General features: G+C 64.5%; 28 protein-coding genes. 13 read left to right on the top strand and 15 right to left on the bottom strand.

Annotated features, from left to right (window positions below; all coding sequences use genetic code 11):
- Position 1 precedes the first annotated feature (1 nt).
- Together VME63_RS08945 and VME63_RS08940 are read left to right on the top strand one after the other, a co-directional pair.
- Positions 2-1,867 (top strand): patatin-like phospholipase family protein, encoded by a 1,866-nt coding sequence (locus VME63_RS08945; protein ID WP_325432414.1) that lies wholly within the window; start codon positions 2-4, stop codon positions 1,865-1,867.
- A 9-nt stretch (positions 1,868-1,876) separates the two neighbouring features.
- Positions 1,877-2,410, top strand: coding sequence for a gamma carbonic anhydrase family protein (locus VME63_RS08940; RefSeq protein ID WP_325432412.1), 534 nt, complete (start codon positions 1,877-1,879; stop codon positions 2,408-2,410).
- A gap of 54 nt (positions 2,411-2,464) precedes the next feature.
- Here the strand turns inward: VME63_RS08940 and VME63_RS08935 are convergent, their stop codons facing one another.
- The 5 genes from VME63_RS08935 to aroE form a co-directional block, all read right to left on the bottom strand.
- Complete coding sequence (locus tag VME63_RS08935; protein WP_325432410.1) at positions 2,465-2,941, bottom strand: hypothetical protein; 477 nt, start codon at positions 2,939-2,941, stop codon at positions 2,465-2,467.
- 310 nt (positions 2,942-3,251) lie between these two features.
- The gene (locus VME63_RS08930) at positions 3,252-3,548 is read right to left on the bottom strand and encodes a hypothetical protein (protein ID WP_325432408.1); all 297 of its coding nucleotides are present in this window, start codon (positions 3,546-3,548) and stop codon (positions 3,252-3,254) included.
- A gap of 104 nt (positions 3,549-3,652) precedes the next feature.
- On the bottom strand, positions 3,653-5,377 hold the full coding sequence (locus VME63_RS08925; RefSeq protein WP_325432406.1) for a peptide-N4-asparagine amidase: 1,725 nt from the start codon (positions 5,375-5,377) through the stop codon (positions 3,653-3,655).
- Positions 5,378-5,523: 146 nt separating this feature from the next.
- On the bottom strand, positions 5,524-5,793 hold the full coding sequence (locus tag VME63_RS08920; RefSeq protein WP_325432404.1) for a YkgJ family cysteine cluster protein: 270 nt from the start codon (positions 5,791-5,793) through the stop codon (positions 5,524-5,526).
- A complete protein-coding gene (gene aroE, locus VME63_RS08915; protein ID WP_325432402.1) occupies positions 5,790-6,620 on the bottom strand; it encodes a shikimate dehydrogenase in 831 nt (276 codons plus the stop codon). The genes VME63_RS08920 and aroE overlap by 4 nt, the downstream gene beginning before the upstream one ends.
- Positions 6,621-6,801: 181 nt before the next feature.
- On the opposite strand from aroE, the gene VME63_RS08910 reads away from it, so the two are divergent.
- Positions 6,802-7,059, top strand: a complete 258-nt coding sequence (locus VME63_RS08910) for a hypothetical protein (protein ID WP_325432400.1) — start codon at positions 6,802-6,804, stop codon at positions 7,057-7,059.
- 166 nt (positions 7,060-7,225) lie between these two features.
- On the opposite strand, the gene VME63_RS08905 is transcribed toward VME63_RS08910, so the two are convergent.
- On the bottom strand, positions 7,226-8,710 hold the full coding sequence (locus tag VME63_RS08905) for a RimK family protein (protein ID WP_325432398.1): 1,485 nt from the start codon (positions 8,708-8,710) through the stop codon (positions 7,226-7,228).
- 275 nt (positions 8,711-8,985) lie between these two features.
- Here VME63_RS08905 and VME63_RS08900 point away from each other — a divergent pair, with 275 nt between their 5' ends.
- The gene (locus VME63_RS08900; protein ID WP_325432396.1) at positions 8,986-9,477 is read left to right on the top strand and encodes a GNAT family N-acetyltransferase; all 492 of its coding nucleotides are present in this window, start codon (positions 8,986-8,988) and stop codon (positions 9,475-9,477) included.
- A 212-nt stretch (positions 9,478-9,689) separates the two neighbouring features.
- Here VME63_RS08900 and VME63_RS08895 read toward each other — a convergent pair whose 3' ends face one another.
- Positions 9,690-10,379 (bottom strand): hypothetical protein, encoded by a 690-nt coding sequence (locus VME63_RS08895; protein WP_325432394.1) that lies wholly within the window; start codon positions 10,377-10,379, stop codon positions 9,690-9,692.
- A gap of 136 nt (positions 10,380-10,515) precedes the next feature.
- On the opposite strand from VME63_RS08895, the gene lptM reads away from it, so the two are divergent.
- The 7 genes from lptM to VME63_RS08860 all read left to right on the top strand — a co-directional run bounded on the left by lptM (position 10,516) and on the right by VME63_RS08860 (position 16,121).
- Positions 10,516-10,737, top strand: a complete 222-nt coding sequence (lptM, locus tag VME63_RS08890) for an LPS translocon maturation chaperone LptM (protein ID WP_325432392.1) — start codon at positions 10,516-10,518, stop codon at positions 10,735-10,737.
- Positions 10,738-10,754: 17 nt separating this feature from the next.
- The gene (gene dapF, locus VME63_RS08885) at positions 10,755-11,603 is read left to right on the top strand and encodes a diaminopimelate epimerase (RefSeq protein ID WP_325432390.1); all 849 of its coding nucleotides are present in this window, start codon (positions 10,755-10,757) and stop codon (positions 11,601-11,603) included.
- Positions 11,604-11,675: 72 nt separating this feature from the next.
- Positions 11,676-12,359: a DUF484 family protein gene (locus VME63_RS08880; protein WP_325432388.1), complete on the top strand. Its 684-nt coding sequence runs from the start codon at positions 11,676-11,678 to the stop codon at positions 12,357-12,359.
- Between the two features lie 8 nt (positions 12,360-12,367).
- Entirely contained in the window at positions 12,368-13,258 is an 891-nt protein-coding gene (gene xerC / locus VME63_RS08875; RefSeq protein ID WP_325432386.1) for a tyrosine recombinase XerC, read from the top strand.
- 154 nt (positions 13,259-13,412) lie between these two features.
- Positions 13,413-13,946, top strand: coding sequence for an ATP-dependent protease subunit HslV (gene hslV / locus VME63_RS08870; protein ID WP_325432384.1), 534 nt, complete (start codon positions 13,413-13,415; stop codon positions 13,944-13,946).
- Positions 13,947-14,052: 106 nt separating this feature from the next.
- Positions 14,053-15,393 (top strand): ATP-dependent protease ATPase subunit HslU, encoded by a 1,341-nt coding sequence (hslU, locus tag VME63_RS08865; RefSeq protein WP_325432382.1) that lies wholly within the window; start codon positions 14,053-14,055, stop codon positions 15,391-15,393.
- A 113-nt stretch (positions 15,394-15,506) separates the two neighbouring features.
- Positions 15,507-16,121 carry a hypothetical protein gene (locus tag VME63_RS08860; RefSeq protein WP_325432380.1) on the top strand — a complete coding sequence of 205 codons (615 nt, stop codon included), beginning with the start codon at positions 15,507-15,509 and terminating at the stop codon, positions 16,119-16,121.
- Between the two features lie 68 nt (positions 16,122-16,189).
- On the opposite strand, the gene VME63_RS08855 is transcribed toward VME63_RS08860, so the two are convergent.
- Positions 16,190-16,876 (bottom strand): glutathione binding-like protein, encoded by a 687-nt coding sequence (locus tag VME63_RS08855; RefSeq protein ID WP_325432378.1) that lies wholly within the window; start codon positions 16,874-16,876, stop codon positions 16,190-16,192.
- Between the two features lie 213 nt (positions 16,877-17,089).
- Here VME63_RS08855 and VME63_RS08850 point away from each other — a divergent pair, with 213 nt between their 5' ends.
- Positions 17,090-17,548: a hypothetical protein gene (locus VME63_RS08850; protein ID WP_325432376.1), complete on the top strand. Its 459-nt coding sequence runs from the start codon at positions 17,090-17,092 to the stop codon at positions 17,546-17,548.
- A gap of 120 nt (positions 17,549-17,668) precedes the next feature.
- Positions 17,669-18,565: a ribokinase gene (gene rbsK / locus VME63_RS08845; RefSeq protein WP_325432374.1), complete on the top strand. Its 897-nt coding sequence runs from the start codon at positions 17,669-17,671 to the stop codon at positions 18,563-18,565.
- A 224-nt stretch (positions 18,566-18,789) separates the two neighbouring features.
- Here the strand turns inward: rbsK and VME63_RS08840 are convergent, their stop codons facing one another.
- The 7 genes from VME63_RS08840 to rnpA all read right to left on the bottom strand — a co-directional run bounded on the left by VME63_RS08840 (position 18,790) and on the right by rnpA (position 24,947).
- The gene (locus tag VME63_RS08840) at positions 18,790-19,446 is read right to left on the bottom strand and encodes a hypothetical protein (RefSeq protein ID WP_325432372.1); all 657 of its coding nucleotides are present in this window, start codon (positions 19,444-19,446) and stop codon (positions 18,790-18,792) included.
- Positions 19,447-19,616: 170 nt separating this feature from the next.
- Positions 19,617-20,108 (bottom strand): hypothetical protein, encoded by a 492-nt coding sequence (locus tag VME63_RS08835; protein WP_325432370.1) that lies wholly within the window; start codon positions 20,106-20,108, stop codon positions 19,617-19,619.
- 34 nt (positions 20,109-20,142) lie between these two features.
- On the bottom strand, positions 20,143-20,289 hold the full coding sequence (locus tag VME63_RS08830) for a hypothetical protein (protein WP_325432464.1): 147 nt from the start codon (positions 20,287-20,289) through the stop codon (positions 20,143-20,145).
- Positions 20,290-20,581: 292 nt separating this feature from the next.
- Entirely contained in the window at positions 20,582-21,031 is a 450-nt protein-coding gene (locus VME63_RS08825; protein WP_325432368.1) for a hypothetical protein, read from the bottom strand.
- A gap of 367 nt (positions 21,032-21,398) precedes the next feature.
- A complete protein-coding gene (gene mnmE / locus VME63_RS08820) occupies positions 21,399-22,751 on the bottom strand; it encodes a tRNA uridine-5-carboxymethylaminomethyl(34) synthesis GTPase MnmE (protein WP_325432366.1) in 1,353 nt (450 codons plus the stop codon).
- Between the two features lie 50 nt (positions 22,752-22,801).
- The gene (gene yidC, locus VME63_RS08815; RefSeq protein ID WP_325432364.1) at positions 22,802-24,505 is read right to left on the bottom strand and encodes a membrane protein insertase YidC; all 1,704 of its coding nucleotides are present in this window, start codon (positions 24,503-24,505) and stop codon (positions 22,802-22,804) included.
- A 61-nt stretch (positions 24,506-24,566) separates the two neighbouring features.
- A complete protein-coding gene (gene rnpA / locus VME63_RS08810) occupies positions 24,567-24,947 on the bottom strand; it encodes a ribonuclease P protein component (RefSeq protein WP_325432362.1) in 381 nt (126 codons plus the stop codon).

Below are 24,947 nucleotides of genomic sequence, written 5' to 3'. Positions count from 1 at the left end.
GGTGCTGTCGGCGGCCGGCGAAATCAAGGCGCAAGACGGCACTATCGCGATCGGGCGCACGCGCGGCGGACGGCGTCATCGCCGCCGGCGTACCATCGCGCGCATGCAGCCTGCCGATATCCCCGCCCTGATCGGTCGCATCCCGCTGTTTGCGCATCTGAACGACGCGCAGCGGACCACGCTTGCCGGCCATCTGCGCTGGATCTGCCTGCCCGGCGGCCAGTACCTGTTCAAGGCCGGCGAAATGGCCCAGGCGCTGTACATCCTGTGCAGCGGCAGCCTGGGCGTGTTCGACGGCCCCACCGACCTGGTGCGCCTGGTTGCCGCGGACGACTGCGTGGGCGAGATCAGCCTGTTCAGCGGCGAGGCGGTGCGTTACGGCGTGCGCGCGCTGCGCGATTCGGAATTGCTGCGGCTCGATCGGGAGGTGTTCGAGCATCTGATCGAACGCCACCCGCGCGCGATGCTCCATGTGGCGCGGCAGGCGATGGATCGGCTGATCCGGCGCGAGCGGCACGACCAGTCGCCGGACAAGCCGCGCACGTTCGCCATCCTGCCGGTCGACCAGGACGTGCCGGTGCGCGGTTTGGCGATGCAGCTGGCGCGCGCGCTGGAGGCCTTTGGCAACTGCATCGTGATCGACGCCGAACACGGCGCCAATCGCGGCAGCGACTGGTTCGCCGAGCGCGAGGCGCAGGCGCGTTTCGTCATCTACCTCGATAGCACCGGCGCCACGTCCTGGCGGCTGCGCTGCCTGCGCCAGGCCGACGTGCTGCTGCTGCCCGCGCCGGCCGCGCAGGCGGCGCGGCCATGGCCGGAAGCCGCGCCGGGCCATCCCGCGCGCGTGCGCCACCGGCCGCGGCATCTGTTGCTGATGCATGCCGCGCATCGCGTGCAGCCGGGTTCCGCGCGGCGCTGGCGCGCACAGTTCAGCGGCGAGATCCAGCATCACCACGTGTGCGGCGAAGCGGATATTGAGCGCATCGCGCGGCTGATCAGCGGCCATGGCCGGGGCCTGGTGCTGGCCGGCGGCGGCGCGCGCGGCCTGGCGCACCTGGGCGCGTTGCGCGCCCTGCGCGAGGCGGGACATCAGTTCGACGCGATCGGTGGCACCAGCATCGGCGCGATCATCGGCGCGGGCGTGGCCAACATGTGGGACACCGACCAGATGATGCGCGTCTTTTACGAAGCCTTCGTGCGCGGCAAGCCATTGTCGGACTGGACCCTGCCGCTGGTCGCGCTCACGCGCGGGCGGCGCGCGGCGCGCATGCTGCGCCGCGCTTTCGGCGCGCTGGATATCGAGGATCTGGAGCGGCCGTTCTTTTGCGTGTCCACCAACCTGTCCGGCCTGGGCAAAGTGGTGCATCGGCACGGGCCGTTATGGCTATGGCTGCGCGCGACCAGTTCCATTCCCGGCATCCTGCCGCCGGTACTGCATCACGGCCAGGTCTACGTGGACGGTGCGCTGGTGGACAACCTGCCCACCGACGTGATGGCCGAGGACGGCATCGCGCACATTACCGCGGTGAGCATCCGCGCCGACATCCAATTGCGCGCGCAAGCCGAAGAATTCGCCACGCCGCCCTGGTGGCGCCTGTGGGTGCGCCAGCGCCACGGCACCGGCTGGCCGGGCATCGTTTCCACGCTCACGCGCGCGGCGATGGTCAACAGCGAGGAAACCAGCCTGCACTGCATCGAGCGCGCGGATCTGTTGATCAACCCGCCGCTGGAGCACGTGCGCATGCTCGACTGGAAGGATTGGCGGCTGGCGGTGGATGCCGGCTACCGGGAAGCGGTTCGCGTACTGGAGGCACGCGAACGCGACCCGCCGCCGCCCGGCAACGAGAACCTTACGGCCGCCATATAGAATGCAGGCATGAATGGCATTCGCAGTTACAAGGGCATCACGCCCACCCTGGGCGCTCGCGCATACGTCGATCCGGCCGCGACCGTGATCGGCGACGTGGTAGTGGGCGAAGACGCATCGATCTGGCCGGGCGCGGTGCTGCGCGGGGACGTGCATTACATCCGCATCGGCGCGCGCAGCAACGTGCAGGACGGCAGCATCGTGCACGTGACGCACGACGGTCCCTATTCGCCCGGCGGTTTTCCCACCATCGTGGGCGAGGGCGTGACGATCGGTCATGCCGCGGTGATCCACGCCTGCACGATCGAGGATTACTGCCTGATCGGCATGCACGCCACCGTGCTCGACGGCGCCACCATCAAGAAATACGGCTTCGTCGGCGCGGGCAGCGTGGTACCGCCCGGCAAGGTGGTGGGCGAGCGCGAGCTATGGCTGGGCAATCCCGCGCAGCGGGTACGCGTGCTTACCGACAAGCAGATCGAGCAGCTGCATTACTCGGCCGATCATTACGTCCGTTTGAAGGACACCTACCTCGCCGGCTGACTGACACGCCGCCTCCCCTGCAGGCACGGGGAGGAACCTGTACGGCGGCGCGAATCAGTTTGCGCGTTGCCCGGCCGCCGCCTGCTGCGCCTGGATGCGCGCAGCTTCCGCTTCATGCTTGCGGCGCTCGATGACGCGTTGCGCGTCGAGCACGCTGCCGAGCAGGGCGAGCTTGTAATTGTGCGGATCGTACATGCGCAGCAGCGACAGCTCGCGCTGCGCTTCGTCCAGATCGCCGCTGTTGATGGTGCTTTCCACGACATCGCAAGCCGGCTTGAACATGTCGCGCAGCCGTTCCATTGCGGTCGAATTGTTCGGGTCGAGCTGCAGCACACTGAAGTAGAACTCGTACATATTGCTGCCGACCGGCGCGAGCAGGTGCTTGTCCTTATAGGCGCTGTCCGCCAGCCCGAGCATGACGCCGACGTCGCTGCCATCGTTCGCAGTGTGGCCGCCGGACTTGCTTGCGATCGATGCATGCGCGTACCAGAACACGCCGCCGCCGATCGCCAGCAGTGCGGCCAGTGACACAAGAAGCAATCCGCGCCGGCCAGGCACGGTGGAAGGGGAAGATGACATGACACCTGCACGATGACGGGGACGTGGGGAGCAACCGCCCGTACCAAAGCGTATTGCCGCAATCGCGCCAGATTAATTAGCTAACGTGTCAGCCCAATGACTCCGCCTTGCGAATGTGACAGCCACGGCCTGCCGCACGACGCTGCGCGGCCCGGGCCGGGAGCTGTTTGCCCGCCGGCCAGGCCCGCGGGTCAAGGATCAGCGAGCAAGTGCGCGTCCATACGCGATTAAACCCGGCCCCCGGGCCATCATTGGCTCGAAATCAGTGGAAATCGCCGCCGATGATGTCGCCGTTCTTATCCAGGTCAGGAAAGAAACGGGTGTTGTCGTAGCGGGTGTCCAGGTCGCTGATCTTGCCGGGCAGCATCAGCAGCACGCCCGGATACATCTTCTTGAACTGTGCGGGGCTCGGGTGGGTGCTCACGAACGTTTCGAACCCGGCCAGGTCCGTCACGCCTTTCCTGTCGACCCGGGTGCCATCCGGTCGCGTGGCGTGATGGCAGCCAGCGAGCACGACGGCCACGCCAAGGATGGAAAGTGCGAGCAAGCGGGTACGCATCGGCAAAGACTCCGTGGAACGACATATGCAGGGTGCAATGCCGACAAAATTAACATGCCGGCACCCCCTCGGACCATCCGAAGGGGTGCCGGTTCCTGCCTGGCTTACCAGTTGAACAGGCGCTCGCCCTGATAAGGGGAGCCATCGGGGTGGGTGAACCAAAGCACCCGGTTCTGCCGGCCGGGGCAACCCTGGCCGCTGCTGTAGGCCGTTACGAGGTTATTGGCGGAACTGACGCTGCTGTCGTAGCAGTCACCCAGCGAGTCGTCGAACGCAAAAGTTTGCGTCGCCTGCTGGCCGCTATGGCTGACGATGCTGTAGCTGGGCGTCAGCACCAGGGTGTCCGAACCATCCACGCGGTTTTCCACCTTGGCCGCATACAGCGTCAGGCCGCCGATGCCGACCTCGGTTTGCTGTTTGTAGCCTTGGCCGATCTTGGTGAAGATCGAGTAGTTGCCGTCGGCCAGCACGCTCTCGTCCGATTCCACGTAAAGCGGATAGCGATAGCTGGCGCTGAACTGGCTGACCGTGACCGGCCCCAGCTTGCTTTGGCTCGTACCGTTGAGCGTGGTGAGCTGGTTGCTGGTCTGGTCGTAGATCGAGCTGGTGATGTCGAAGCTTTCGGTGTTGGTGAAGGCAGAGGTTTCATCCACCGTGGTGGTGATGCGTCCGCGCGACGTATCCACGTAACCTTCGATGACGAAGTGGCGACTTAAGGCCGTGGTGACGCCGCCGGTAACGTCGCCGGAAGCATCCTGGCTCAAGGTGCTGCTGATCGTGGGCGTCGGCGGCTGGTTGGCCAGCGTGTTGCGCGTAACCTGGCCGCTCACCTGCTTGGTGCCGTGATCCTCATACACCAGCAGCGCGGCAGTGGCCGAGAAGTAGCTGTCGGCACCGGCCACGCTCACCGCCACCGTGTGCGGCGCGCCGTTGCTGAGCACGCCGGCGAACGGCGTCAGATCCACCCGGTAGGGCATGAAATTGAGCGTCTGCACGCCGGGCGTGGGCTTCCAGATGAACAGGTCGATGCCGCCGGTATAGATCCATGGATACACCGGCGCCACGCCGGCCGGCTGGCCATCGATGCTGATCTGGGCTTCGCGAAAATTGCCGTTGTTGCATTCGCCGGTTTCCGCGGCGTATTGCGCCGGCACGCAGGTGTACCAGAACTCATCGTTGCTCTGGCTTTGCGTGAATACATCCAGGTAAGCGCTCTGTATGTTGCGCGGCAAGCTAAGCGTGGCGGCAAGCTGGTCGGTCGAGGTGTTCAGGGCCACCGTGCTGCCGACCGGATCGCTGCCCAGCGGATAAACCGCGTCGGGTGCGTTGGCCGCCGGCGCGACGCCGCTGGCCGGATAAAACAGCAGCCGCGCGCTACCGTGGATCACGCCGGTATAGGTGCTGTTGACGATGTTGCCGATGAACGCCTGGCCCTGGCCGGGCTTGGCGAACAAGGCGCTGTAATCGGTCAGGTCACGCTCCACGTGCCAGCTCGGCGCGAGCGTGGAGGCGGGCTCCTGGGTGGTGCCGAAATACAGGTTCACGCCGGCCAGGAAGATGGTCGCGGTGCGGTCGTACTGCACCCCCGCGGTGACCGAGAAATCCCCTTCCAGCACCACCTTGGACCAGTGCGTGCCGCAGCCGGCCGGCGGCGTATAGCTGAAAGGCCGCGTGCTGTAATCGTCGAACGTATCGTTGCTGAAAAGCTGCACCGCGCAGGGCTGCCCCGGCGGGCGCGGCACCGTTGGATCGGCCACCGTGACATTGGCCGAGCCCACTGGACTGCTGTTATCCGGCGCGGCGCTGGCCACGCCTGCGACGCACACCATTAGCCCGGCCCCAGCCAGGCAACGACTGAATTTCCCCATCGGCAACATACGCAAACCCCCGCGAGTGATGCCCCCTGTCCAGCCAACTTAGCACGATCCAAAATTTGGACATGCCAAATGCCGGGCAAGCCGGAACGGCGGGAAATTCAGGCGGCGCGAGTGGCTTTTTCCAGCGCCGACAGCCACCCCAGGGCGTGCTCGCGATCGCTGCCGCACATGGCCGGCTCCGGCTGCAGCCGCCCGCAGACTTGCGGGCGGCGCGGGTCGCCAAAGAGGGCGCAACGGTTATCGGCGGTCAGTTGGATACAGCGCACGCCTGCCGGCTTGCCGTGCGGCATGCCGGGGATCGGCGAGCTGATCGAGGGCGCGATGCAACATGCGCCACAACCCATGCGGCATGCCGTGCCCGCGTTCATAGGGCGCGCAGGGACTGGTACACCGGCTCGGTATCGGGCCGCTTGCCGTGCCAAAGCTCGAACGCATCGGCGGCCTGTTCCACCAGCATCCCCAGGCCGTCGTAGGCGTGCAGCGCGCCAGCGGCGCGCGCCCAGGCGAGAAAGGCAAACGCGGAGGTGCCGTAGCCAAGGTCGTAGCAGACCGCGCGCGATCCCACCAGCGAGAACGGCAGGCTCAGCGCCTGGCCGAGCGTGCCGACCGAGGTGGCGTTGACGATCAGGTCGAAGCTGCCGATGTTGCCCAGATCGTCCCAGTAGCGCGTATGCACGCGCGCCGGTTCGCCGATCGCATCGGCAAGCTGATCGGCCGCTTCGGGCGAGCGGTTGACGATGGTGAGCGTCTGCACACCCGCTTCGAACAACGACCAGGCCACCGCGCGCGCGGCGCCGCCGGCACCCAGCAGCAATGCATCGTGGCCGCGCAAGTCCAGGCCATGGCGGTCGGTGAGATCGCGCACCAGCGCCGCGCCGTCGGTGTTGTGCGCGGCGAGGCGTCCGTCGGGCAGACGCGTGAGCACATTGGCCGTGCCCGCGCGCGTGGCGGCCTGCGTGTGCTCGTCAGCCAGCGCGAAGGCGGACAGCTTGTGCGGCAGCGTGACGTTGGCGCCGCGGCCGTCTTCTTCGTTGAAAAAATGCCGCACGGCGTCGGCGAATGCAGAGGGTGCGGCATCGATGGTGCGGTAGGTCAGGGCAATACCGAACTGCTGCGCAAAAGCCTGGTGGATGCGCGGCGACAGGCTATGCGCGATCGGATGGCCAAAGACGGCGAACTGGCTGGGTCGTGACATGCGGTGCTCCTTGCGGGGCGCCCATTGTACTTGGCCGCATGCGTCCGGATTTCGGCGATCGAAGCGCGGCGTGCGCTCCCGCCCTGCTTGCCTGGGGTGTCGGCGGGGCGTTGGGGCGCCATCGCAGTCCGTGAGACCGCCCGCCGGCACGCTTGGTCCACGCCCAAGACGGAGCTTTGCCATGCGTCAACCGAACACCGATTTCCCGCGCCACGCACGGCTGCTGGCCGCATCGCTGTTGTGGCTGCTGATCGGCACCCTGCTGCTGCTCAGCACCCTGGTGCCCGCGCACACCGCACTATTTGGCTGGGCCCCGATGTTCTGGCTGCTGTGGGCGCCGCTGGCCGTCATCTTGACGCTGGAGCCGACGCTGCCGCGGCAGTTGCTTGCGTTGTGTCGCCCGCGCCGCCGTTCGGCACGGCACCTGATCTGGCATTAGCAAAGTATCCGCCTGGCAGTGGAGCCTGCGCGGCCGGAGCGCTGCGCAATGGGATGTCCGCCGGCCTGAAGGGAGTGGTCGCCGGCCGGCGGCAGCGCAAGGGAATGCGCACACCTTTGCGGCTTGCCCATGGACGGGCAAGCCGGAAGATCCCGCGCGGGCAACGCTAGGCGATGATGCCCATGCGCTTGCGCTCCATGCGGCGCAAGAACTCCTGCATGATTCGCCGGTACAGGTCCTCGCCCAGATAGGCGTCTTCCACACCCGCGTCGATGGACGGGTTGTCGTTCACTTCGATGATCACGGCCTTGTCGCCCAGCTGCTTCAAATCGACGCCGTAGAGACCGTCGCCCACCGCGTTGGTGGCCTTGAGCGCCAGCTTCACCACTTCCGGCGGCGCATCGCGGATCGGGATGGTTTCGGAACTGCCGGTTTTCGCCGCGCCTTTCGCGCCGTGGTTGTAGATCTGCCAGTGGCCGCGCGACATGTAGTACTTGCATGCGTACAGCGGTTCGCGGTTCAGCACGCCGATGCGCCAGTCAAATTCGGTGGCGACGAATTCCTGCGCCAGCAGCAGTGCGCTGTGCTGGAACAGTTCGCTGGTGGCTTTTTCCAACTCTTGTTCGTCCTGCACTTTCACCACGCCGCGCGAAAAAGAGCCGTCGGGAATTTTCAGCACCAGCGGATAGCCGAGCTTGGCAGCGACCTCGCGCCATCCCTTGGTGTCGTCGCGATAGATAATTTCCGTGCGCGGCACAGCGAGCTTGCGCGACACCATCAGGTCGTTGAGGAAGATCTTGTTGGTGCAGCGAAGAATGGAGCCCGGATCGTCCATCACCACCATGCCCTCGCGTTCGGCGCGATGGGCGAAGTTGTAGGTGTGGTTGTCGCTGGCGGTGGTCTCGCGAATGAACAGGCCGTCGTATTCGGCCAGGCGCTGGTAATCGTTCTTGCCGATCGGATCGACCTCGATGCCCAACTCCTTGCCCGCGGCAATGAACGACTTGAGCGCCCTCTTGTTCGACGGCGGCATCGCTTCGTTCGGATCGACCAGCATGGCCAGGTCATAACGGTACAGCCGCCTTGCGCGAGGCTTACGCCAGAGCTTTTTGGAAAAGCGATCGAGTTCGGCGGCGAAGGCGTCTTCCTGCGCGTCGTCCAGCGTGTGCAGGCCCACCGGCTTGATCGAGGAGATCTGCCACACCCGCTCGCGCTCGAACTCGATGCGCAGCAGCGGACAGGGGTACATTTCGAACACCTGCCGCGCCAGGTCCTGCAGCGCGGGCTGGGCCGTTTCGCCGAAGTAGACCAGGATGCCGAAATCGGTGGTGTCGCGCCCGCCGGCGGGTAAAAAATGCGTGAGCTTGGCGTTGAGATCGTCGATCGCCAGACCATAAAGCGAGCGCCGCCGCAGGTCGTTCACGGTGCGCACCGAGGGCATCACCCGATGCCCGCGCGCCTCGGCCAGCAGCGACACGTAGTAACCGGTGCCCAGGTATTTATAGCTGCGGCACAGGTTGATGACATGGGTGCGTTCGTCGTCGCCGCCCACCGGTTCGCGCAGGTAGTCCATCGCGCTGACCACGTCGACCGACGGATAGTAGGAGCCCCAGTCGGAAGCTTTCTCGACGACGATGACGAGTCGGGTCATGACACCTCAGGAGGACCGGCGGGAGAAGCGCCGCCGCGTAGGGGAACGAGGCGGCGCAGCGCAAGGGCGCAGTGTCATGCACCGGCGCGGGGTGCACAAGGGTACGCACTGAAGCGGCACTAAACGCCGGTTGCCCCCGGATGCTGTCCGGGGCGCGTCCATGACTTGCAATGGATGCTTTCCGCCGCACTCTGCACTACAGTGCCGCCCTTATTCAAAACCCACGCCTGCTGGATTTTGGCAGCCCGCGCCAAGCCCGCCGCCGGTGCGTTCTAATGAGAGCCTCTTTGATGACGCCATCGCCAGCCACCGCCGCCGTGCGGGTGCGCCGAGCCGAACTTTCCGATCTCGACGACCTGGTCGCGCTGGAGCACGCCACGTTCGATCACGACCAGATCAGCCGCGCCCAGTTTCGCCGTCATCTGGACAGCGACACCGCGCGCGTGCTGATCGCCAGCGCCAACCACCGCCGCTTTCTGGGCACCGCGCTGGTGTTCTTCCGCAAGGGCAGCCGCGCGGCGCGGCTGTATTCCATCGCCAGCCTGCCCGAAGCGCGCGGCAAGGGCGTGGGCACCGCCTTGATCGAAGCGGTGGAAGGCGTTGCGCGCCAGCGCCGCTGCCAGTGGGTGCGGCTGGAAGTGCGTACCGACAACGACGCCGCGGTGCGTTTGTACGAGCGGCTGGGCTACCGCCGCGCCGGTCCGGTGCTGAAAGGGTTTTACGAAGACGGCACCGATGCCTTTCGCTTTGAAAAATCGCTGGCATGAAAAAGGGCCTCCTGTGCGGGAGGCCTTCGACTAAACCCGGCCCGCCGTCAGTTCACCGGTCAGTGGCCGGCGTTGGGCAGCGCCGCCGCTCCGCTTGCACGGCGCATGGGCCTGGTCCACTTGGCCTGGCCGAGCCGTTGCTTCCCCCGCTGCACCTGGCCGTCCAAGCCCAACGGATGGGCGCGCGGCGCGGCGAGTATGCCGAGACCGGCTCAGTCGCCCAGCGGCTGGCCGATGCGCTGCTGCGTGGCCTCGTCCGGGCGCACCACCAGCGCGCCCGTGCGCATCAGGTTCACGCTGTAGTGGCCGCCATCGACCAGCGGCAGGTACGCGCCGCTGCCGAACAAGGTATCCACATCGGGTAGCCAGGCCGGGTATTGCTTGCGCAAGTCCAGCAGATCGCCCTGGCCGGCCTGCTTGAAATCGATCACGGTGCGCGGCGCGGTCATTTCCTGCGTGGCGTCGTCATAGCGTCCGGACAGGCGGTCGAGCCGGTATAGCGGCGGCAGGCCGGCCAGCATCGCCGGCAGTTTCCACTTCAACACCACCGCTTCGATGCGAAAGTCGTCGCCCGCCAGCATCACGCTGCGGGTGGTACCGTCCGGCCAGCTCACGGTAAGTGCCCAGCGTTGCGGCGAAAGAATGTGCGACTCGATCTGCACGACAGGTTCTTCCTCGCTAAGAAAGCGATAACCGCGCAACGACATGGCCACGCCCGCAAGGAACAATCCCAGCACCGCCAGCACCACCAGCAGCAGCGCATGGCCGCTGGCCGCGAGCGGGCGATGCGCCAGCACGTGCTGACGTGCCGCGATCAGCTGCACCAGCGCGACGAACAACACCACCGCGGCCAGGATGGCGAGCAAGGTGGTGGGCAGACGTAGCAATTCGTTCCAGTTCATGGGGTACTCCACGTGCCACGCGTCCATGCGGATCGGATGCGCATCATAACGGCGGCACGCCGAGATCCGGATCACGGCGGCAGTGCAAGGCGGGCGGCTTGGCTATACTGGCCGCGATCTCCAAGGACTTCGCATCATGCGCCGATCGCTTCTATTTCTGCCGGCTTGCCTTGCCCTGGCCGCGCTTTCCGGCTGCGGCAACAAAGGTCCGCTGTACATGCCGCCGGCCGCGCCCAAGCCGGTCGCCAAGCCTGCACCGGCACCGGCACCGGCCGCTTCCGCCGCCGCGCCCGCGTCCTCCAGCTCGGCACCGGCCAGCGCCAGCAGCGTAGTGACCAAGCCTTTGCACGGCGGATGACGGTTTGAGTTGAAGCGATGGCATTGCGTTTTTCCAAAATGCACGGCAGCGGCAACGACTTTGTCGTGATCGATGGCCGCCATGGCGCACTGGCGTTGAACCCGGCATTGATCCGCGCCATCGCCGACCGCCATACCGGCGTCGGCTTCGACCAGCTGCTGAGCGTGGAGCCGGCGCGCGATGGCGCCAGCGCGTTCTATTACGGCATCTGGAACGCCGACGGCTCGCCCTCCGGACAGTGCGGCAACGGCGTGCGTTGCGTGGCGGCGTGGTTGCATCGCGCGGGTGCGCTGGCGATCGGCCAGGCGGTTCAGATCGAAAGTCCCTCCGGCCCTGTGGCCGTGCGCCTGATCGACGCGCACCGGGTCACGGTAGACATGGGCGAACCGATCTTCGACCCATCGCGCATCCCGTTCGACGCGGCTCAGACCGCGATACGCCACACGATCGAGGTGGACGGCCAGGCGCTGGAGATCGGCGCGGTCTCGATGGGCAATCCGCACGCGGTGGTCGCGGTGGACGAGCTCGCCGCGCCGGAACTGGCGCGGCTGGGGCCCGCCTTGACCGCACACCCGCGCTTTCGCGAAGGTGCCAACGCCGGCTTCGTGCAGGTCGTCAACCGCGCGCATGTGCGCCTGCGCGTGCACGAGCGCGGCGCCGGCTGGACGCTGGCGTGCGGCACCGGCGCCTGCGCCGCCGTGGCGGTACTGCGCCAGCGCGGCGAAGTGGATGCACAGGTACGGGTCGACCTGCCCGGCGGCAGCCTGCAGATCGACTGGAACGGCCCGGGCGAGCGCCTGTGGATGACCGGCCCTGCCTCGTTTGTGTTCGAAGGCGAATGGCTGGACCGGCAAACCGGTGATTGATGCGCGGGCGCGTCCATCGCACACTGCGGTCGGGCGACCCCTCGCCCATCACTCCGGCTCGAGGTTTCGCGTATGACCAACGCCCTGCTCGATGACACGCTCAAAGCCAGCGAAGTAGCCGCCTACCTGCGGCGCCATCCTGACTTTCTCAGCAGCTATCCGGAGCTGGCCGCCGTGCTGACGATGCCGCGCGAGCAGGGCGCGGTGGCCTCGCTGGCGGCCTACCAGCTGCAAACCCTGCGCGACAAGAACGGCGACCTGGAACGCAAACTGGTGGAGCTGACCACCATCGCCGCGCAGAACGAACGCCTTATGCAGCGCGTGCACGAACTCAACGTCGCCGTACTGCGCGCCAACACCCCTGCCGTGGCCGCACGCACGGTGGTGGCCAAACTGCTCGACGATTTCGGTACCGACCAGGTGCGCCTGGTGCTGTTCGGCCAGATGCTGCTGCCGCCGGCCGACTGGTTGATACACGAAGCGGGCGGCCGCGCGGCCATGCCCGAATTCGCCGACTTCCTCGCCCATCACGAACCGATCTCCGGACGGCTTTCGGCCGAACGCATGTATCGCCTGTTCGGCCAGCAGGCACCGGAGGTTCGCTCCGTGGCGCTGATGCCGCTGGGCGAATACGGCCTGCTGGCGATCGGCAGCCACGATCCGGATCATTTCCAGCCGGGCATGGGCACGATGTTCCTGAAAATGATTTCCGCCACCGTCACCGCCTCGCTGGCGCGCCTGCAAGACGGCGCCTGAGCGCTCACGTGCAAACCCAGGCCCTGGTCCAAGCATGGCTCGCGCGGCTGGCCACCGAGCGCAAGGCGTCGGCGCACACCATCGACGGCTATCGCCGCGACCTGGCCAAGCTGCTGCGCTTCATGCAGACGCAACAGATCGAATCGTTCGACGCGCTGATGCCCGGCCGCATGCGCGGCTTCATCGCCGCCGAACATCGTGCCGGCCTGTCGCCCAAGAGCCTGCAGCGGCTGCTTTCCTCGTGCCGCAGTTTGTTCCGGCAACTCACACGCGAAGGCTTGATCACGCACGATCCGCTGGCCGGGGTGCGCGGACCCAAGGTGCATCGCAAACTGCCACAGGTGCTGGACGTCGATGAAGCGACCGCGCTGGTGGAAGGCGAGGGCGAGGATGCGCTGGGGGTGCGCGATCGCGCGATGCTGGAGTTGTTCTATTCCTCCGGCCTGCGCCTGTCCGAGCTGACCGGCTTGCGCTGGCTGGATCTGGATCTGGATGCCGGCGAAGTGCGCGTGCTGGGCAAGGGCCGCAAGACGCGCATCGTGCCGGTGGGACGTCACGCCATCGACGCGCTGCGCGCCCTGGGCCAGGCGCAGGGCCGCGATGCCGATGCGCCGGTGTTTCGCGGCCGCGGCGGCGCGCCGATCAGTCCGCGCACCGTGCAGGCGCGCATGAAAACCTTGGCGCTGCGCCAGGGTTTTGCCAAGCACGTGCATCCGCATTTGCTGCGCCATACTTTCGCTAGCCACATGCTGGAATCGTCCGGCGACCTGCGCGCGGTGCAGGAGCTGCTCGGCCACGCCGACATCGCCACCACGCAGATTTATACGCATCTGGACTTCCAGCACCTGGCCAAGGTGTACGACGCCGCGCATCCGCGCGCGCGGCGCAAAGGATCGTAACGCTGCCCGCCCCCGATCGCCGCCCTGCCGGCGTGGCGCGTGATGGCGGACGGCACGGTGTCGCTCCGGTCGCGCCGCCAAGGGCCGGTCCACCGCTTGGAATCAGGCACCCCGGCCCCACGTTTGGGGGCTAGGCTCGTTTTCGGAGAACTCCATGGAATCGTTCCACGCCACCACCATCGTCTCGGTGCGCCGGCACGGCCGCGTCGTGATCGGCGGCGACGGCCAGGTCACGCTGGGCAATACGGTGATGAAGGCCAACGCGCGCAAGATCCGCCGCCTGGGCAAGGGCGACGTGCTGGCGGGCTTCGCCGGCGCCACCGCCGATGCCTTCACGCTGTTCGAACTGTTCGAGCAGAAGCTGGACAAGCACAGCGGCAACCTCACCCGCGCGGCCGTCGAGATGGCTAAGGAATGGCGCACCGACCGCCGCCTGGGCCGCCTCGAAGCGATGCTGGCGGTAGCCGACAAGGATGCTTCGCTGCTGATTTCCGGCAACGGCGACGTGCTCGAACCCGAGCATGGCTTGATCGCGATCGGTTCCGGCGGCCCGTACGCACAGTCAGCCGCGCTGGCGCTGATGGAGAACACCGAGCTGGACGCGCGCGCGATCGTCGAGCGCGCATTGAAGATCGCCGGCGACATCTGCATCTACACCAATCACAACACCACGATCGAAGAGCTTTGATCGTCGGCCCGCTCCTGTAACACCGTCATCGACCGGCAGCGCCGCGGCAACATGGGTTGCGCCTGCGCCGGCCGAACGGAGCCACCCACATTTTTCCGGTGACCTCATGTCCGAACTCACCCCGCGCGAAATCGTCAACGAACTCGACCGCTTCATCATCGGCCAGCACAACGCCAAGCGCGCGGTGGCCATCGCGCTGCGCAACCGCTGGCGCCGCATGCAGCTGGAACCGGCGCTGCGCGAGGAAGTGACGCCCAAGAACATCCTGATGATCGGCCCCACCGGCGTGGGCAAGACCGAGATCGCGCGGCGCCTGGCCACCTTGGCCAATGCACCGTTCGTGAAAGTGGAAGCGACCAAGTTCACCGAAGTCGGCTACGTCGGCAAGGACGTGGAATCGATCGTGCGCGACCTGGCCGACGTCGCCTACAAGCTGACCCGTGAGCAGGCGATGAAGCGCGTGCGCACGCAGGCCGAAGACCGCGCCGAGGACCGCATCCTCGATGCCCTGCTGCCGCGCCGCCAGACGCCCAGCGACTGGAACCACGATCCGGCACCGACCCCGTCGCTGGAAAGCGATACGCGCCAGAAGCTGCGCAAGCAGTTGCGCGAGGGCGCGCTGGACGATCGCGAGATCGAGCTCGACGTCAGCATGAATGTCGGCGTGGAAATCATGTCGCCGCCCGGCATGGAAGAAATGGGCCAGCAGCTGCGCCAGATGTTCCAGAACCTCGGCGGCGGCAAGACGCAGAAGCGCAAGCTGGCGATCAAGGCGGCGCGCCCGCTGCTGATCGAGGAAGAGGCCGGGCATCTGCTCAACGAAGAGGAAGTGCGCGCGCAGGCGATGGAAGCGGCCGAACAGAACGGCATCGTCTTCATCGACGAAATCGACAAGGTGGCGCAGCGCTCCGAATGGGGCGGCGCCGGCGTCAGCCGCGAAGGCGTGCAGCGCGACCTGCTGCCGCTGGTGGAAGGTTCGACCGTGTCGACCAAGTACGGCCCGATCAAGACCGACCACATGCTGTTCATCGCCTCGGGCGCCTTCTCGCTCGCCAAACCGTCCGACCTGATTCCGGAGCTGCAGGGCCGCCTGCCAATCCGGGTGGAGCTTTCGGCGCTGTCGGTGGAGGACTTCAAGCGCATCCTGCGCGAGCCGCACAACGCGCTGACCAAGCAGTACGTGGCCCTGCTCGGCACCGAGGGCGTCAGCCTCACCTTCGACGAAACCGGCATCGACCGGCTGGCCGAGGTGGCCTTCCAAGTGAATGAGCGCACCGAGAACATCGGCGCCCGCCGCCTGCACACGGTGATGGAGCGGCTGCTGGAGAAGATCTCCTACGAAGCGGCGGATAAGTCCGGCGAAAATTACGTAATCAGCGCCGAATATGTCGATAAAAATCTTGGCGACCTGGTGCGGGACGAAGATCTGAGCCGTTATATCCTCTAGGCGCCGCCGAATTCACGTAACCACATGACTGTAAAGGATAAATGTCCCAGCCCGCGGGTACCTTAGCGAGCTGTAAACAAAGCGCCGGGAACCCCTCTGGTAAAATGGTCGCCATGGGCAAGATTATTGAATTGAAGATCACCGGCCAGCGTGCGCAGCTGCGCGAGGCGCAACAAAATCAGCAGATGGTGCGGTTGTGGCGCGGCGAACTCGAACACGGCAGCTTCTGCGGTTACGTCGGCGGCGTGGGGCGCGAGTTCTTCCTGCTATGGGTCGTGGGCGACGGCATCACCTACGATGGCATGTACGTCATGCGGCACCGCGACGTCAGCGAACTGGAAACGCCGGACAAACATCACTTGTTCATGGAAAAGGCGCTGGCGCTGAAAAACCTCACGCCACGTCCGCCGCGTAATTTTCCGCTCGACAGCATCCGCGACGTGGTGCAGGCCGCCAGCGCCATGGCGCCGGTGATCGGCGTGCACGTGGACAGCGAGGACGAGGCCGAAGTCTGCTACATCGGCCGCCTGGTCAGCGTCGAGGAAGATGGTTTCAACATGCAGGAAATCACCCCCGATGCGGAGTGGCTGCGCGAACCGTCATTCTTCGCCTGGGACGAGGTCTCGACGGTGACGATCGAAGACGGCTACGCCACCTCGCTGCTCGCCGTGGCCGGCGCACCGCCGCCGCTGCTGCAGGGCGACTCGGGCGTGGGCCGGGCGCACTGATAAAAAGTACACCGCACGAAAGAGCCCGCCCTCCCTGCGGGCTTTTCATTGCGCGGCAGCAGGCGCCTTCAGCGCCCAAACAAGTTGCGTCGCGCCTCTTCGTCCTTGCTTGGGTCCGCACGGCCCTCGATGGTGTCGGCGATTGCGTACGCACGCTGGGTGGCCGCGCGGGCGGCGATGCGCTCGAACCAGCGCTTGAAGTGGGGGAAATCGTCGGGATTCACGCCCTGGCTTTCGTGCGATACCGTCCAGGGATAGGCGGCCATGTCGGCGATGGTGTAATCGTGGCCGGCGATGAAATCGCGGCCTTCCAGGCGCCGGTCCAGCACGCCGTAGAGGCGGCGCGCTTCGCGCGTATAGCGATCGATCGCGTACGGGATTTTCTCCGGCGCGTAGCGATTGAAGTGATGGTTTTGGCCAAGCATCGGCCCTAGTCCGCCGACCTGCCAGAACAGCCATTCCATCACCGTGGTTCGGCCGCGCAGCGTCGCCGGCAGGAAACGGCCGGTCTTTTCGGCCAAGTACTGCAGGATCGCACCCGACTCAAACACGCTTAGCGCTTCGCCGCCATCGGCAGGCGCGTGGTCCACGATCGCCGGCATGCGGTTGTTGGGCGAGATCTTCAGGAACGCCGGTTCGAATTGTTCGCCCTTGCCGATGTTCACCGGCTTGATGCGGTAGGCCAGGCCGGTTTCCTCCAGCATCAAGGCTATCTTGTGGCCGTTCGGCGTAGGCCAGTAATACAAGTCGATCATGCTCGATCTCCAACGCAAACCCTCAGCGTCTGGGCCATCAGGGGCGGTTTCAAGGCGTATGGCGATAAGGCGCATGTGCAGGGCGTTTCGCATTTTCTTGACGGACAGCGCGCCGGCGCGATGCCGCAAGTAAACGCCGCAGCACGTTCATCGTTGGAAGACAGGCAAGCGTTGCCCAAACCATCCACGCTTTCCGCGCCACGGAGTCCCACCATGAAGCCATTCGCATCGCGTTTTGCCCTGCTCGCTCTTTCGCTCGGCGTCGCCGGTTTCGCCGCCCCTGCGTTCGCCCAGGACAGTGCCCCAGCCGGCTCCAGCAGCGCGTCCACGGGGACGCCCCGGCACGCCGATCCGCAGAGGCAGGCGGCCCGGCTGACCAAGCGCCTGGGGCTGAGCGACGATCAATCGTCCAAGATCGCCACCATCCTGCAAAACCGCCAGCAGCAGATGGAAGCCCTGCGCGGCGACAGCTCGCTTTCACCGCAGGATCGACGCGCAAAAATGCGTTCCATCCAGCGTGACAGCGATACGCAGATCAACAGTGTGCTCACGCCCGCGCAACAAACCCAGTACGCGAACATGAAACAGCAGCTGCGCGAACGCATGCAGAACAGCCGCAATGGCGGCGGCCAAGGCAACGGCGGCGAAAGCAGCTCCGGCGGCGGCAACTGACGGCGAAACCCCTGCGCACCGGCCACCGCCGGCGCGCAGGGGGAAACGCGCTACCACATCGGCACGTTCGCCTATACGCTCTCCGGGGTACGCATTTGCGCGTCGCTTGAAGAGCACCCTATGACTCGCCTGGTCGTCGTCGGCAGCATCAACATGGACCTGGTCACGGTGTCGCCGCGGTTTCCCGCGCCGGGCGAAACCTTGCTCGGTGAACGTTTCGTATCCCTGCACGGTGGCAAAGGCGGTAACCAGGCCGTAGCGGCGGCGCGCCTGGGCGCGCAGGTACACATGGTCGGTGCCGTGGGCGACGATGCGTTCGGCCAGCCGCTGCGCGACGCGCTCGCTGCCGAAGACATCGACGTCGAACACGTCGCGCGCATCGACGATTGCAGCAGCGGCACCGCGTCGATCACCGTCGCTGGCGGCGAAAACCAGATCATCGTGACACCCGGCGCCAATGCGCGGGTGACACCCGCGCAAGTGGAGGATGCACGCGAAGCGATCGCGCGCGCCGATGCCGTGCTGGTGCAGATGGAAATACCGCTGGAAACGGTGGAAGCGACGCTGCGCATCGGGCACGCCCTGCACGTGCCGGTCATCCTGAACCCGGCGCCGGCGCAGCGCCTTCCGTCGGAATGGCTGCAACTGGCCCGCTACATCACACCCAACCAGCACGAACTGGCCACCCTGCTCGACGCGGACGCCAGCGAGGATTTCCGCACATTGATGCGCCGTTCGCCGTGCCCCGTGGTGCTGACACGCGGCGCCGAGGGCGCGTGGTTCCGCGAGGAAGGCGAGGCCCAACACCAGGAAGGCTTCAACGTGGAAGCCGTGGACAGCACCGGCGCCGGCGACACCTTCAATGCCGCATTGGCCGTGTTCCTGCATGAAGGCCTGCCCATTGCCGTGCGCAAAGCCTGCGCCGCGGCAGCACTCTCCGTCACCCGCCTTGGCGCGCGCGGCGGCATGCCGCACCCCGCGGAAGTCGATGCGTTGCTGGCCCGTCAGCGCGGCTGATTATTTGCCGACTTGACTCCATCATCAGTGATGGATGACCACGATAATCCCCCTGCAATCCATCTTCTTTTCCTCCAGCGCGCCGCAACCAGCGAGCCTTGCCGATAGTCGTCTTCGGTCAGTTGGATAGTTACCGCGAGCTTTTCCACGGCGGGCTGCTGTCAACTGTGACGGTATCAAACGCGGGGCCGACGTCTGCTTTGGGAACGGACCTTTTCAAGCGACTATTGCTGCCATTCAACGGTTACGACTTTGATCTCATGGTCGTTGTAGGCCGTTAACGTTACTAGGACATGATTGTCGGCCCAATTGATTGCCGTTGGGGAGTACTTGTATTGAGTTCCATATTCTGACTTGGCCAGATCAATAGCCTTGGATCCCGCATCACCACTCAAAGTGAAGTGAAAGAGAATCGACATGGCGATCGGAAGCGCGAACCCAATGCCTATGGTCAGTTTTGGAGCCGCCGTAGGACGACCGTGGCTCTGGAGGGCCTGGAGAACGGGAGCGGAGCGCAATTGCGCATAGGCCCACGCGAACAGACCGAGTAGAGCCAACGTCACCATAAATCCCCATGCCGACGCGATCGGATTCAGCCTTAGCTTAGTAATCCACAGATCCATAGGTTGAAGGAACGGGGCAAGGAACAGAAGCGTTCCGATAGAGGCGGCGAGAAAGAAGGCACCGAAGCGAGCTACAAGACGTGCCGCACCTAGGTGGCCGCGCCAAAGAAATATTCCAGCGGCGACTGCAAAGATGTTCAAGCTAGACGAATAGTTCTGTTTGGTACTGATGCAGTAAACCATATACGCAAGGTCGGCCAAGCCGACGAATATCAAAACAACGCCAACTCTTTTGAGTATTTCTCGATACGTTTTCACGTTATCCCCTGTTGCTTGCGCTTCGTATGAAAAGGCATTCAAAAGAAAAATTTTGTACGCGTTGGGTGAGAACCGGACGCATCCTCAGGATAAAGCCGCGAGCGCGTCGTCCGCATATGGATGTCCTCCATCGACCTCTGCATGGACTTGGGTCGTAAACAAACGCTCCGCTATCGTGGTTCTCTTAAGTTTTGTAGCGCATCACGAAGTGATTCCCGCTCCTTATCGTCCCGGACCACGGAAGCTTCATATTTTGCTAGAAGTGCCTTTGCATCAATCATCAAATTGTGGCGCATGACTAACTTAGACTCTAACGTCGCAGCTGCGTCGGAACGATAGCTTTCGCTTGGTGTTGGTAGTGAAGCTTCCATCCTATGGAAGTTGGACAAATCCTCGTTGTACTCAGCCAGCCATTTCTGCATCGGCCCAGACTGAACACCACCGGTCACCGCCGCAATTCTTTCTCTTGAACGCTTGGCGTAATCAAGTTTCGCCGACAAAGGGCTAAAGAAATTTCTTAGCTCGGAGTCAACTTTTCGTAATTCTAGGCGGAGATCCAATGCTTTGAGCTGGCCCGTTCGACGATACGCTAGGCAACCCGAGATCGTGCCCACGATCCCTCCAGCCAAGCTCACGTAACTAACCCAATCAGGTATTGCCATTTTCGTCTCCTTCGAATTGGAATCGGACTGCTTCCTAGTCCGGCAGGCTGACCAACGGTGTAAAGCTGCGGAAGATCATGCGCCTTCCATCGGAGGGTATGTATGTGGCGGCATCCATACGCGGACCTCTCACGAGTTTCTCCATGCAGGTATCGCGGATGGATTTGTCGAGCCATTCCACCCAGGAAAACACCACGGACTCGTCCTCCTATCGCCCACACGACGCGGCGGAAATCGGCAAGCTTGCCGCAGAGCGTGTCTTCACCCCCAGTATGCGACCACTCGGATGGCACTGAACTCCAGAAAATGGCGTCGAAGGTGCGAGCGCACCGGATCATTCCCCCCTTGTTTACGCAAATCACCTCGAAAGTACACCAGGCGTCCGCTTCGGGTTGAGGACCTTACAGCGTTGCTCGGGCTCCTCCGTACTCAACCAAAGTCGGCGCTCCGGGATGAAACCTTGCGACTATCCTTTAATCACGGCCGGTGGTCATATAATTAACGGTGACCTTTGGACCAGGTGTTTGAGACTTACAGAAGCGAATACCGTCGCTTAAGAGCTCGCTTTCTTCGAACGCGTCGTGATGTGCTTGTACATAAGCAGAGGCATCTTTTAGCGTACGCTGATCATCGTCCGTACACTCGACGTTGTTGTCTATCTTGGACAATCCACCCAATTGAGACAGCGCTGCTTGGAGATTACGCGCCAGTTGACGTTGCGATACGTTCAAATCACTTTGATCCAATCCGATCATCGAAGATTGCACCGCGGATAATGCCTTACGCGCGTTAATGTAGTGCCCGACCCTAGCCGCGGTCCTTTCTCCAATTTTCATGCCCTCCCAAAGTCCGATCATCGCACTTAGTAGTGCGATGGCTGCCACTGCCAAGAGACGCAGCGTGACCTTGACGCTTTTTCTCATACTAGTCCCCCGGGATTTAACATTTTAAAGTCGGGGCTAATTTAACACCCTGTTACTAGGGAATTGACGCCAGAAATAGCCCATAGATTGACGAGTACATTGGGTAATCTGGCGGGAAGAACGCTTGCTTGGGGGTCCAAAGCGAGTTGATGGATGAATCAATCTATCAACGCCACCGAAACAGTTAAGTCAGATCGAGATTGCTATAAATGTCGGGATGATTGTGCACCATTACTAGTTGCCACCTGTGGTCCTAAATTCGTCCGGTCTACGGCGGAATTGGCTGCACGGCTATGGACGGAAAATTGGCTAAATGGTGGGACTTACTTCGAACCAGACGCTGCTGTGGATGTCGTTGGATCTCAGTTTACTTGCCGATGCAGAACGAACTAAAAATTGCACCCAGCAAGTCATCGCTGCTGTAAGTCCCGGTGATTTCACCCAGTGCGTGCTGCGCGTGGCGGAGTTCTTCGGCGGCGAGTTCGCCTGATCGTGTTGCGTTCAGGACGTCGGCCGTGCGTGCGAGGTGTTCGGCGACTTGCTGCAGTGCCAGTACATGGCGGCGGCGTGCGCTGAAGGCGCCTTCGCCGCTGCCGGCGCCGGCCAATCGCTTGAGGTATTCGCACAGGGTTGGCAGGCCGGCGCTGGTTTTTGCCGAAAGCCACAGCCAATGTGTGTTTGCGTGTTGTTCGCTGTGCGCGTGGTCGTGGCCGAGGTCGATCTTGTTGACGACGACGATTCGCTCGACTGTGTCGGGCAGATCTTTCAGCCACGAGAGATCGGCCTGGGCGTGCTGTGCATCGGTGACGAGCATGACTACGTCGGCACGCTCGCGCTCGCCATGTGCGCGGCGCACGCCTTCGCGTTCGACCGGATCGTGGGTGTCGCGCAGACCCGCCGTATCGGCGAGTTCCAGCGTGATGCCGTCGAGGTTGATGTGTTCGCGCAATACGTCGCGCGTGGTGCCGGCGATGTCGGTGACGATGGCGCGCTCGCTGCCGGCCAGTGCGTTGAGCAAGCTGGATTTGCCGGTGTTTGGACGTCCGATGATGGCTACGCGCAAACCGTCATTGAGCCGCACGCCGCGTTGCGCTTCGCGCAACAGTTCGGCCAGTTGCGCGCGCAAGGCGTCGAGTTTCCGCGCAATGGCGGGGTCGGCGAGAAAATCGATTTCTTCTTCGGGAAAATCGATCGCCGCCTCGATGTGCACGCGCAGGAGGATCAACGCCTGCAGCAGGGCATCGACCTTGCGCGAGAACACGCCTTCCATCGATTGCAGCGCGGCGCGTGCCCCGGCTTGCGAATGCGCGGCGATCAGGTCGGCAACGGCTTCGGCCTGCGCCAGGTCGAGCTTGCCGTTGAGAAAGGCGCGCTCGGTGAATTCGCCCGGACGCGCGAGCCGCGCGCCGAGTTCGCACACGCGGCGTAGCAGTAGATCCAGCAGCACGGCGCTGCCGTGGCCTTGCAGCTCGAGCACGTGTTCGCCGGTGTAGGAGGCTGGCGAAGGGAAATACAGCAGCAGGCCGCGATCGATGAGTTGACCGTCGCCCGCACGGAATGCGGCGAAATGCGCGTGGCGCGGCGCCGGTATGCGTCCCAGCAAGGTTCGCGCGATGGCCGGCACGCGCGGCCCGGACACGCGCAATACGCCCACGCCCGCAGCGCCGGGCGCGCTGGCAATGGCGGCGATGGTGTCTTGCTGGGGTGCGTCGGCGGTCATGGCGTATCAGCATAACCGCGGCGGGTGGCACATGGCCGCCCGCGCGAGGTTCAGGTGGCTGCCTTGGCGGGCGCCGCGTCTTCGCGGCGCATCATCCACCATTGCTGCAACAGGCGGCACAGGCCGTTGACCGCGTAATAGAGCACCAGGCCTGACGGGAAGAACAGGAAGATCACCGCGAACATCAGCGGCATGAACTTCATCATCTTCGCCTGGGTGGGATCCATGCCCGCGGTCTGCGGCATCATCCACTGCTGGACCAGCATCACGATCGTGTAGAGCACCGGCAGCACAAAATAAGGATCGGCCGCGGACAGGTCGTGGATCCAGCCGAAGAACGGTGCCTGGCGCAGTTCCACGCTGTCGCGCAGCACGTAGTACAGGCCGTAGAAGATCGGGATGGTGATGAGCAGCGGCAGGCAGCCGGCGGCCGGGTTCACCTTTTCTTTCTTGTACAGCTCCATCATCGCCTGCTGCATTTTCTGGCGATCGTCGCCGTAGCGCTCTTTCAGCGCATCCATGCGCGGCTTGAGCTTGCGCATCTTGGCCGCGGATTTGAACTGCGCGTTGGTGAACTTGAAGGTGGCCAGGTTGATCAGCAGCACCAGCAGGATGATCGACACGCCCCAGTTGTGGGTGAGCTTGTCCAGCTTCGCCAGCACCCAGTGCAAGGGTTCGGCGAAAATTTTCAGCATGCCGTAGTCGATAGTCAGTTCCAGGCCCGGCGCCACGGTCTGCAGCACGTCGGACAATTTCGGGCCGATGTACAGCTGCGCGTCGCTGCTGGCCTGCTGGCCCGGTGCCACGCTGATCGCTGGGCCGAACGCGCGGATCACGTAGTGGGGTGCCCCGCCGTGGGTGACGATGGTGGTGGAGAACGTATCGGCTTCCTTCGCCGGCGGGATCCACGCGCCGAGGAAGTAGTTCTGCATCATCGCCACCCAGCCGCCGGTGACGGGGTTGTTTTGCAGTCCGTCTTTGGCGTATTTGTCGAAGGCGATCTTGTTGAATTTCTGCTCGGGGCTGTACCACACCGCACCGAAGAAGCCGTAGCGCGATTGGTCGGACATGCGCTGCAGGAAGTTGCTGTACACCGGCGCGGGCCGGTCCACGCGCTGCAGCTGGCGGTAGGCGTTGCCGTCCCAGGTCCTGCCGCTGCCGTTGTCGATCTGCTGGCTAAGGTCGATGACGTAGCTGCCGCGGTGCAGGGTGTAGCGCTTGATGACCTTGATGCCCGAAGGATCGGTCCAGGTAAGGTCGATGTTCAGGGCATCCTGGCCAGCGGCCAGTTGGTAGCTGGTCTGGGCCGCCTGGAAGACGGCCAGGTGGTCGGGTGCGGCACCGTCGGCGCTGACCAGGCCGCTCTGCGCGGTGAAATAGTCGGTGCTGCCGTCGTCGAGCAGGTGGATCGGCGCAGGGTTGGGGTCCTTCTTGGTGCGCGGTGCGATCGGGTAATCCAGCAGTTCGGCGCGCACGATGCTGCCGCCGCGCGTGTCGATGGTCAGGCGCAGCACGTCGGTGGTGACGGTTACCAGCTGCGCCGAGGCGGATGCACCTTCGGCATCGCCGCTGTTGATGGCGGGCGTAGAGGTGCCCGGTACGCCGTTGCCTGGGCTGGCACCGCTCGGCGCGTTGCTCGACGTGGCGGCCGGGGCAGGGGTCGGGTGCGGGCCGTAGTCTTGTTCCCAGGCCTGCCAGAGCAGGAAAGCCACCGCCAGCAGGGCGAAGGTCAGGAAGGTGCGCGTTTGATTCATCGCGTAGCGATCCGGTATGGGGCACCGCGGCGGCGGGCCTGGAGAGTGGGAAAGTGGAAGGTCAGCACGCGATTGTGGAGGTGTCGTCGCCGCGCTTCAACGGCACAAGCTTGCGCCACAGCCGCTCAAGCTCGGCCAACAGCTCCGGGCCGGGCACGCCGGCCGCCTGTTCGCGGGCGATCACCATCACATCCAGGGGGGGTAGCTGGCTGCGGGCGCGACGAAACGACTCACGCAGCAGCCGTTTGATGCGATTGCGTTCCACGGCGCGCTTGGACACGCGTTTGGACACGGCCGTGCCGAGCCGGGCGTGGCCTTGCTCGTTCTGGCGGTAGCGCACAGAAAAACAGCGGCCGCCGAGGCGGCCGCTGGCTTGACGCAAGACGGCGAAGTCACCGGCTCGGCGAATCCGCGCCTCGCGCGGCAGGCCGGCGGGACCCAT

Source organism: Dyella sp. (assembly GCF_035503745.1).
Classification (GTDB): domain Bacteria; phylum Pseudomonadota; class Gammaproteobacteria; order Xanthomonadales; family Rhodanobacteraceae; genus Dyella_B.
Note: the sequence above shows the minus strand (reverse complement) of the source record. Positions and strands in the feature narration are given on the sequence as shown.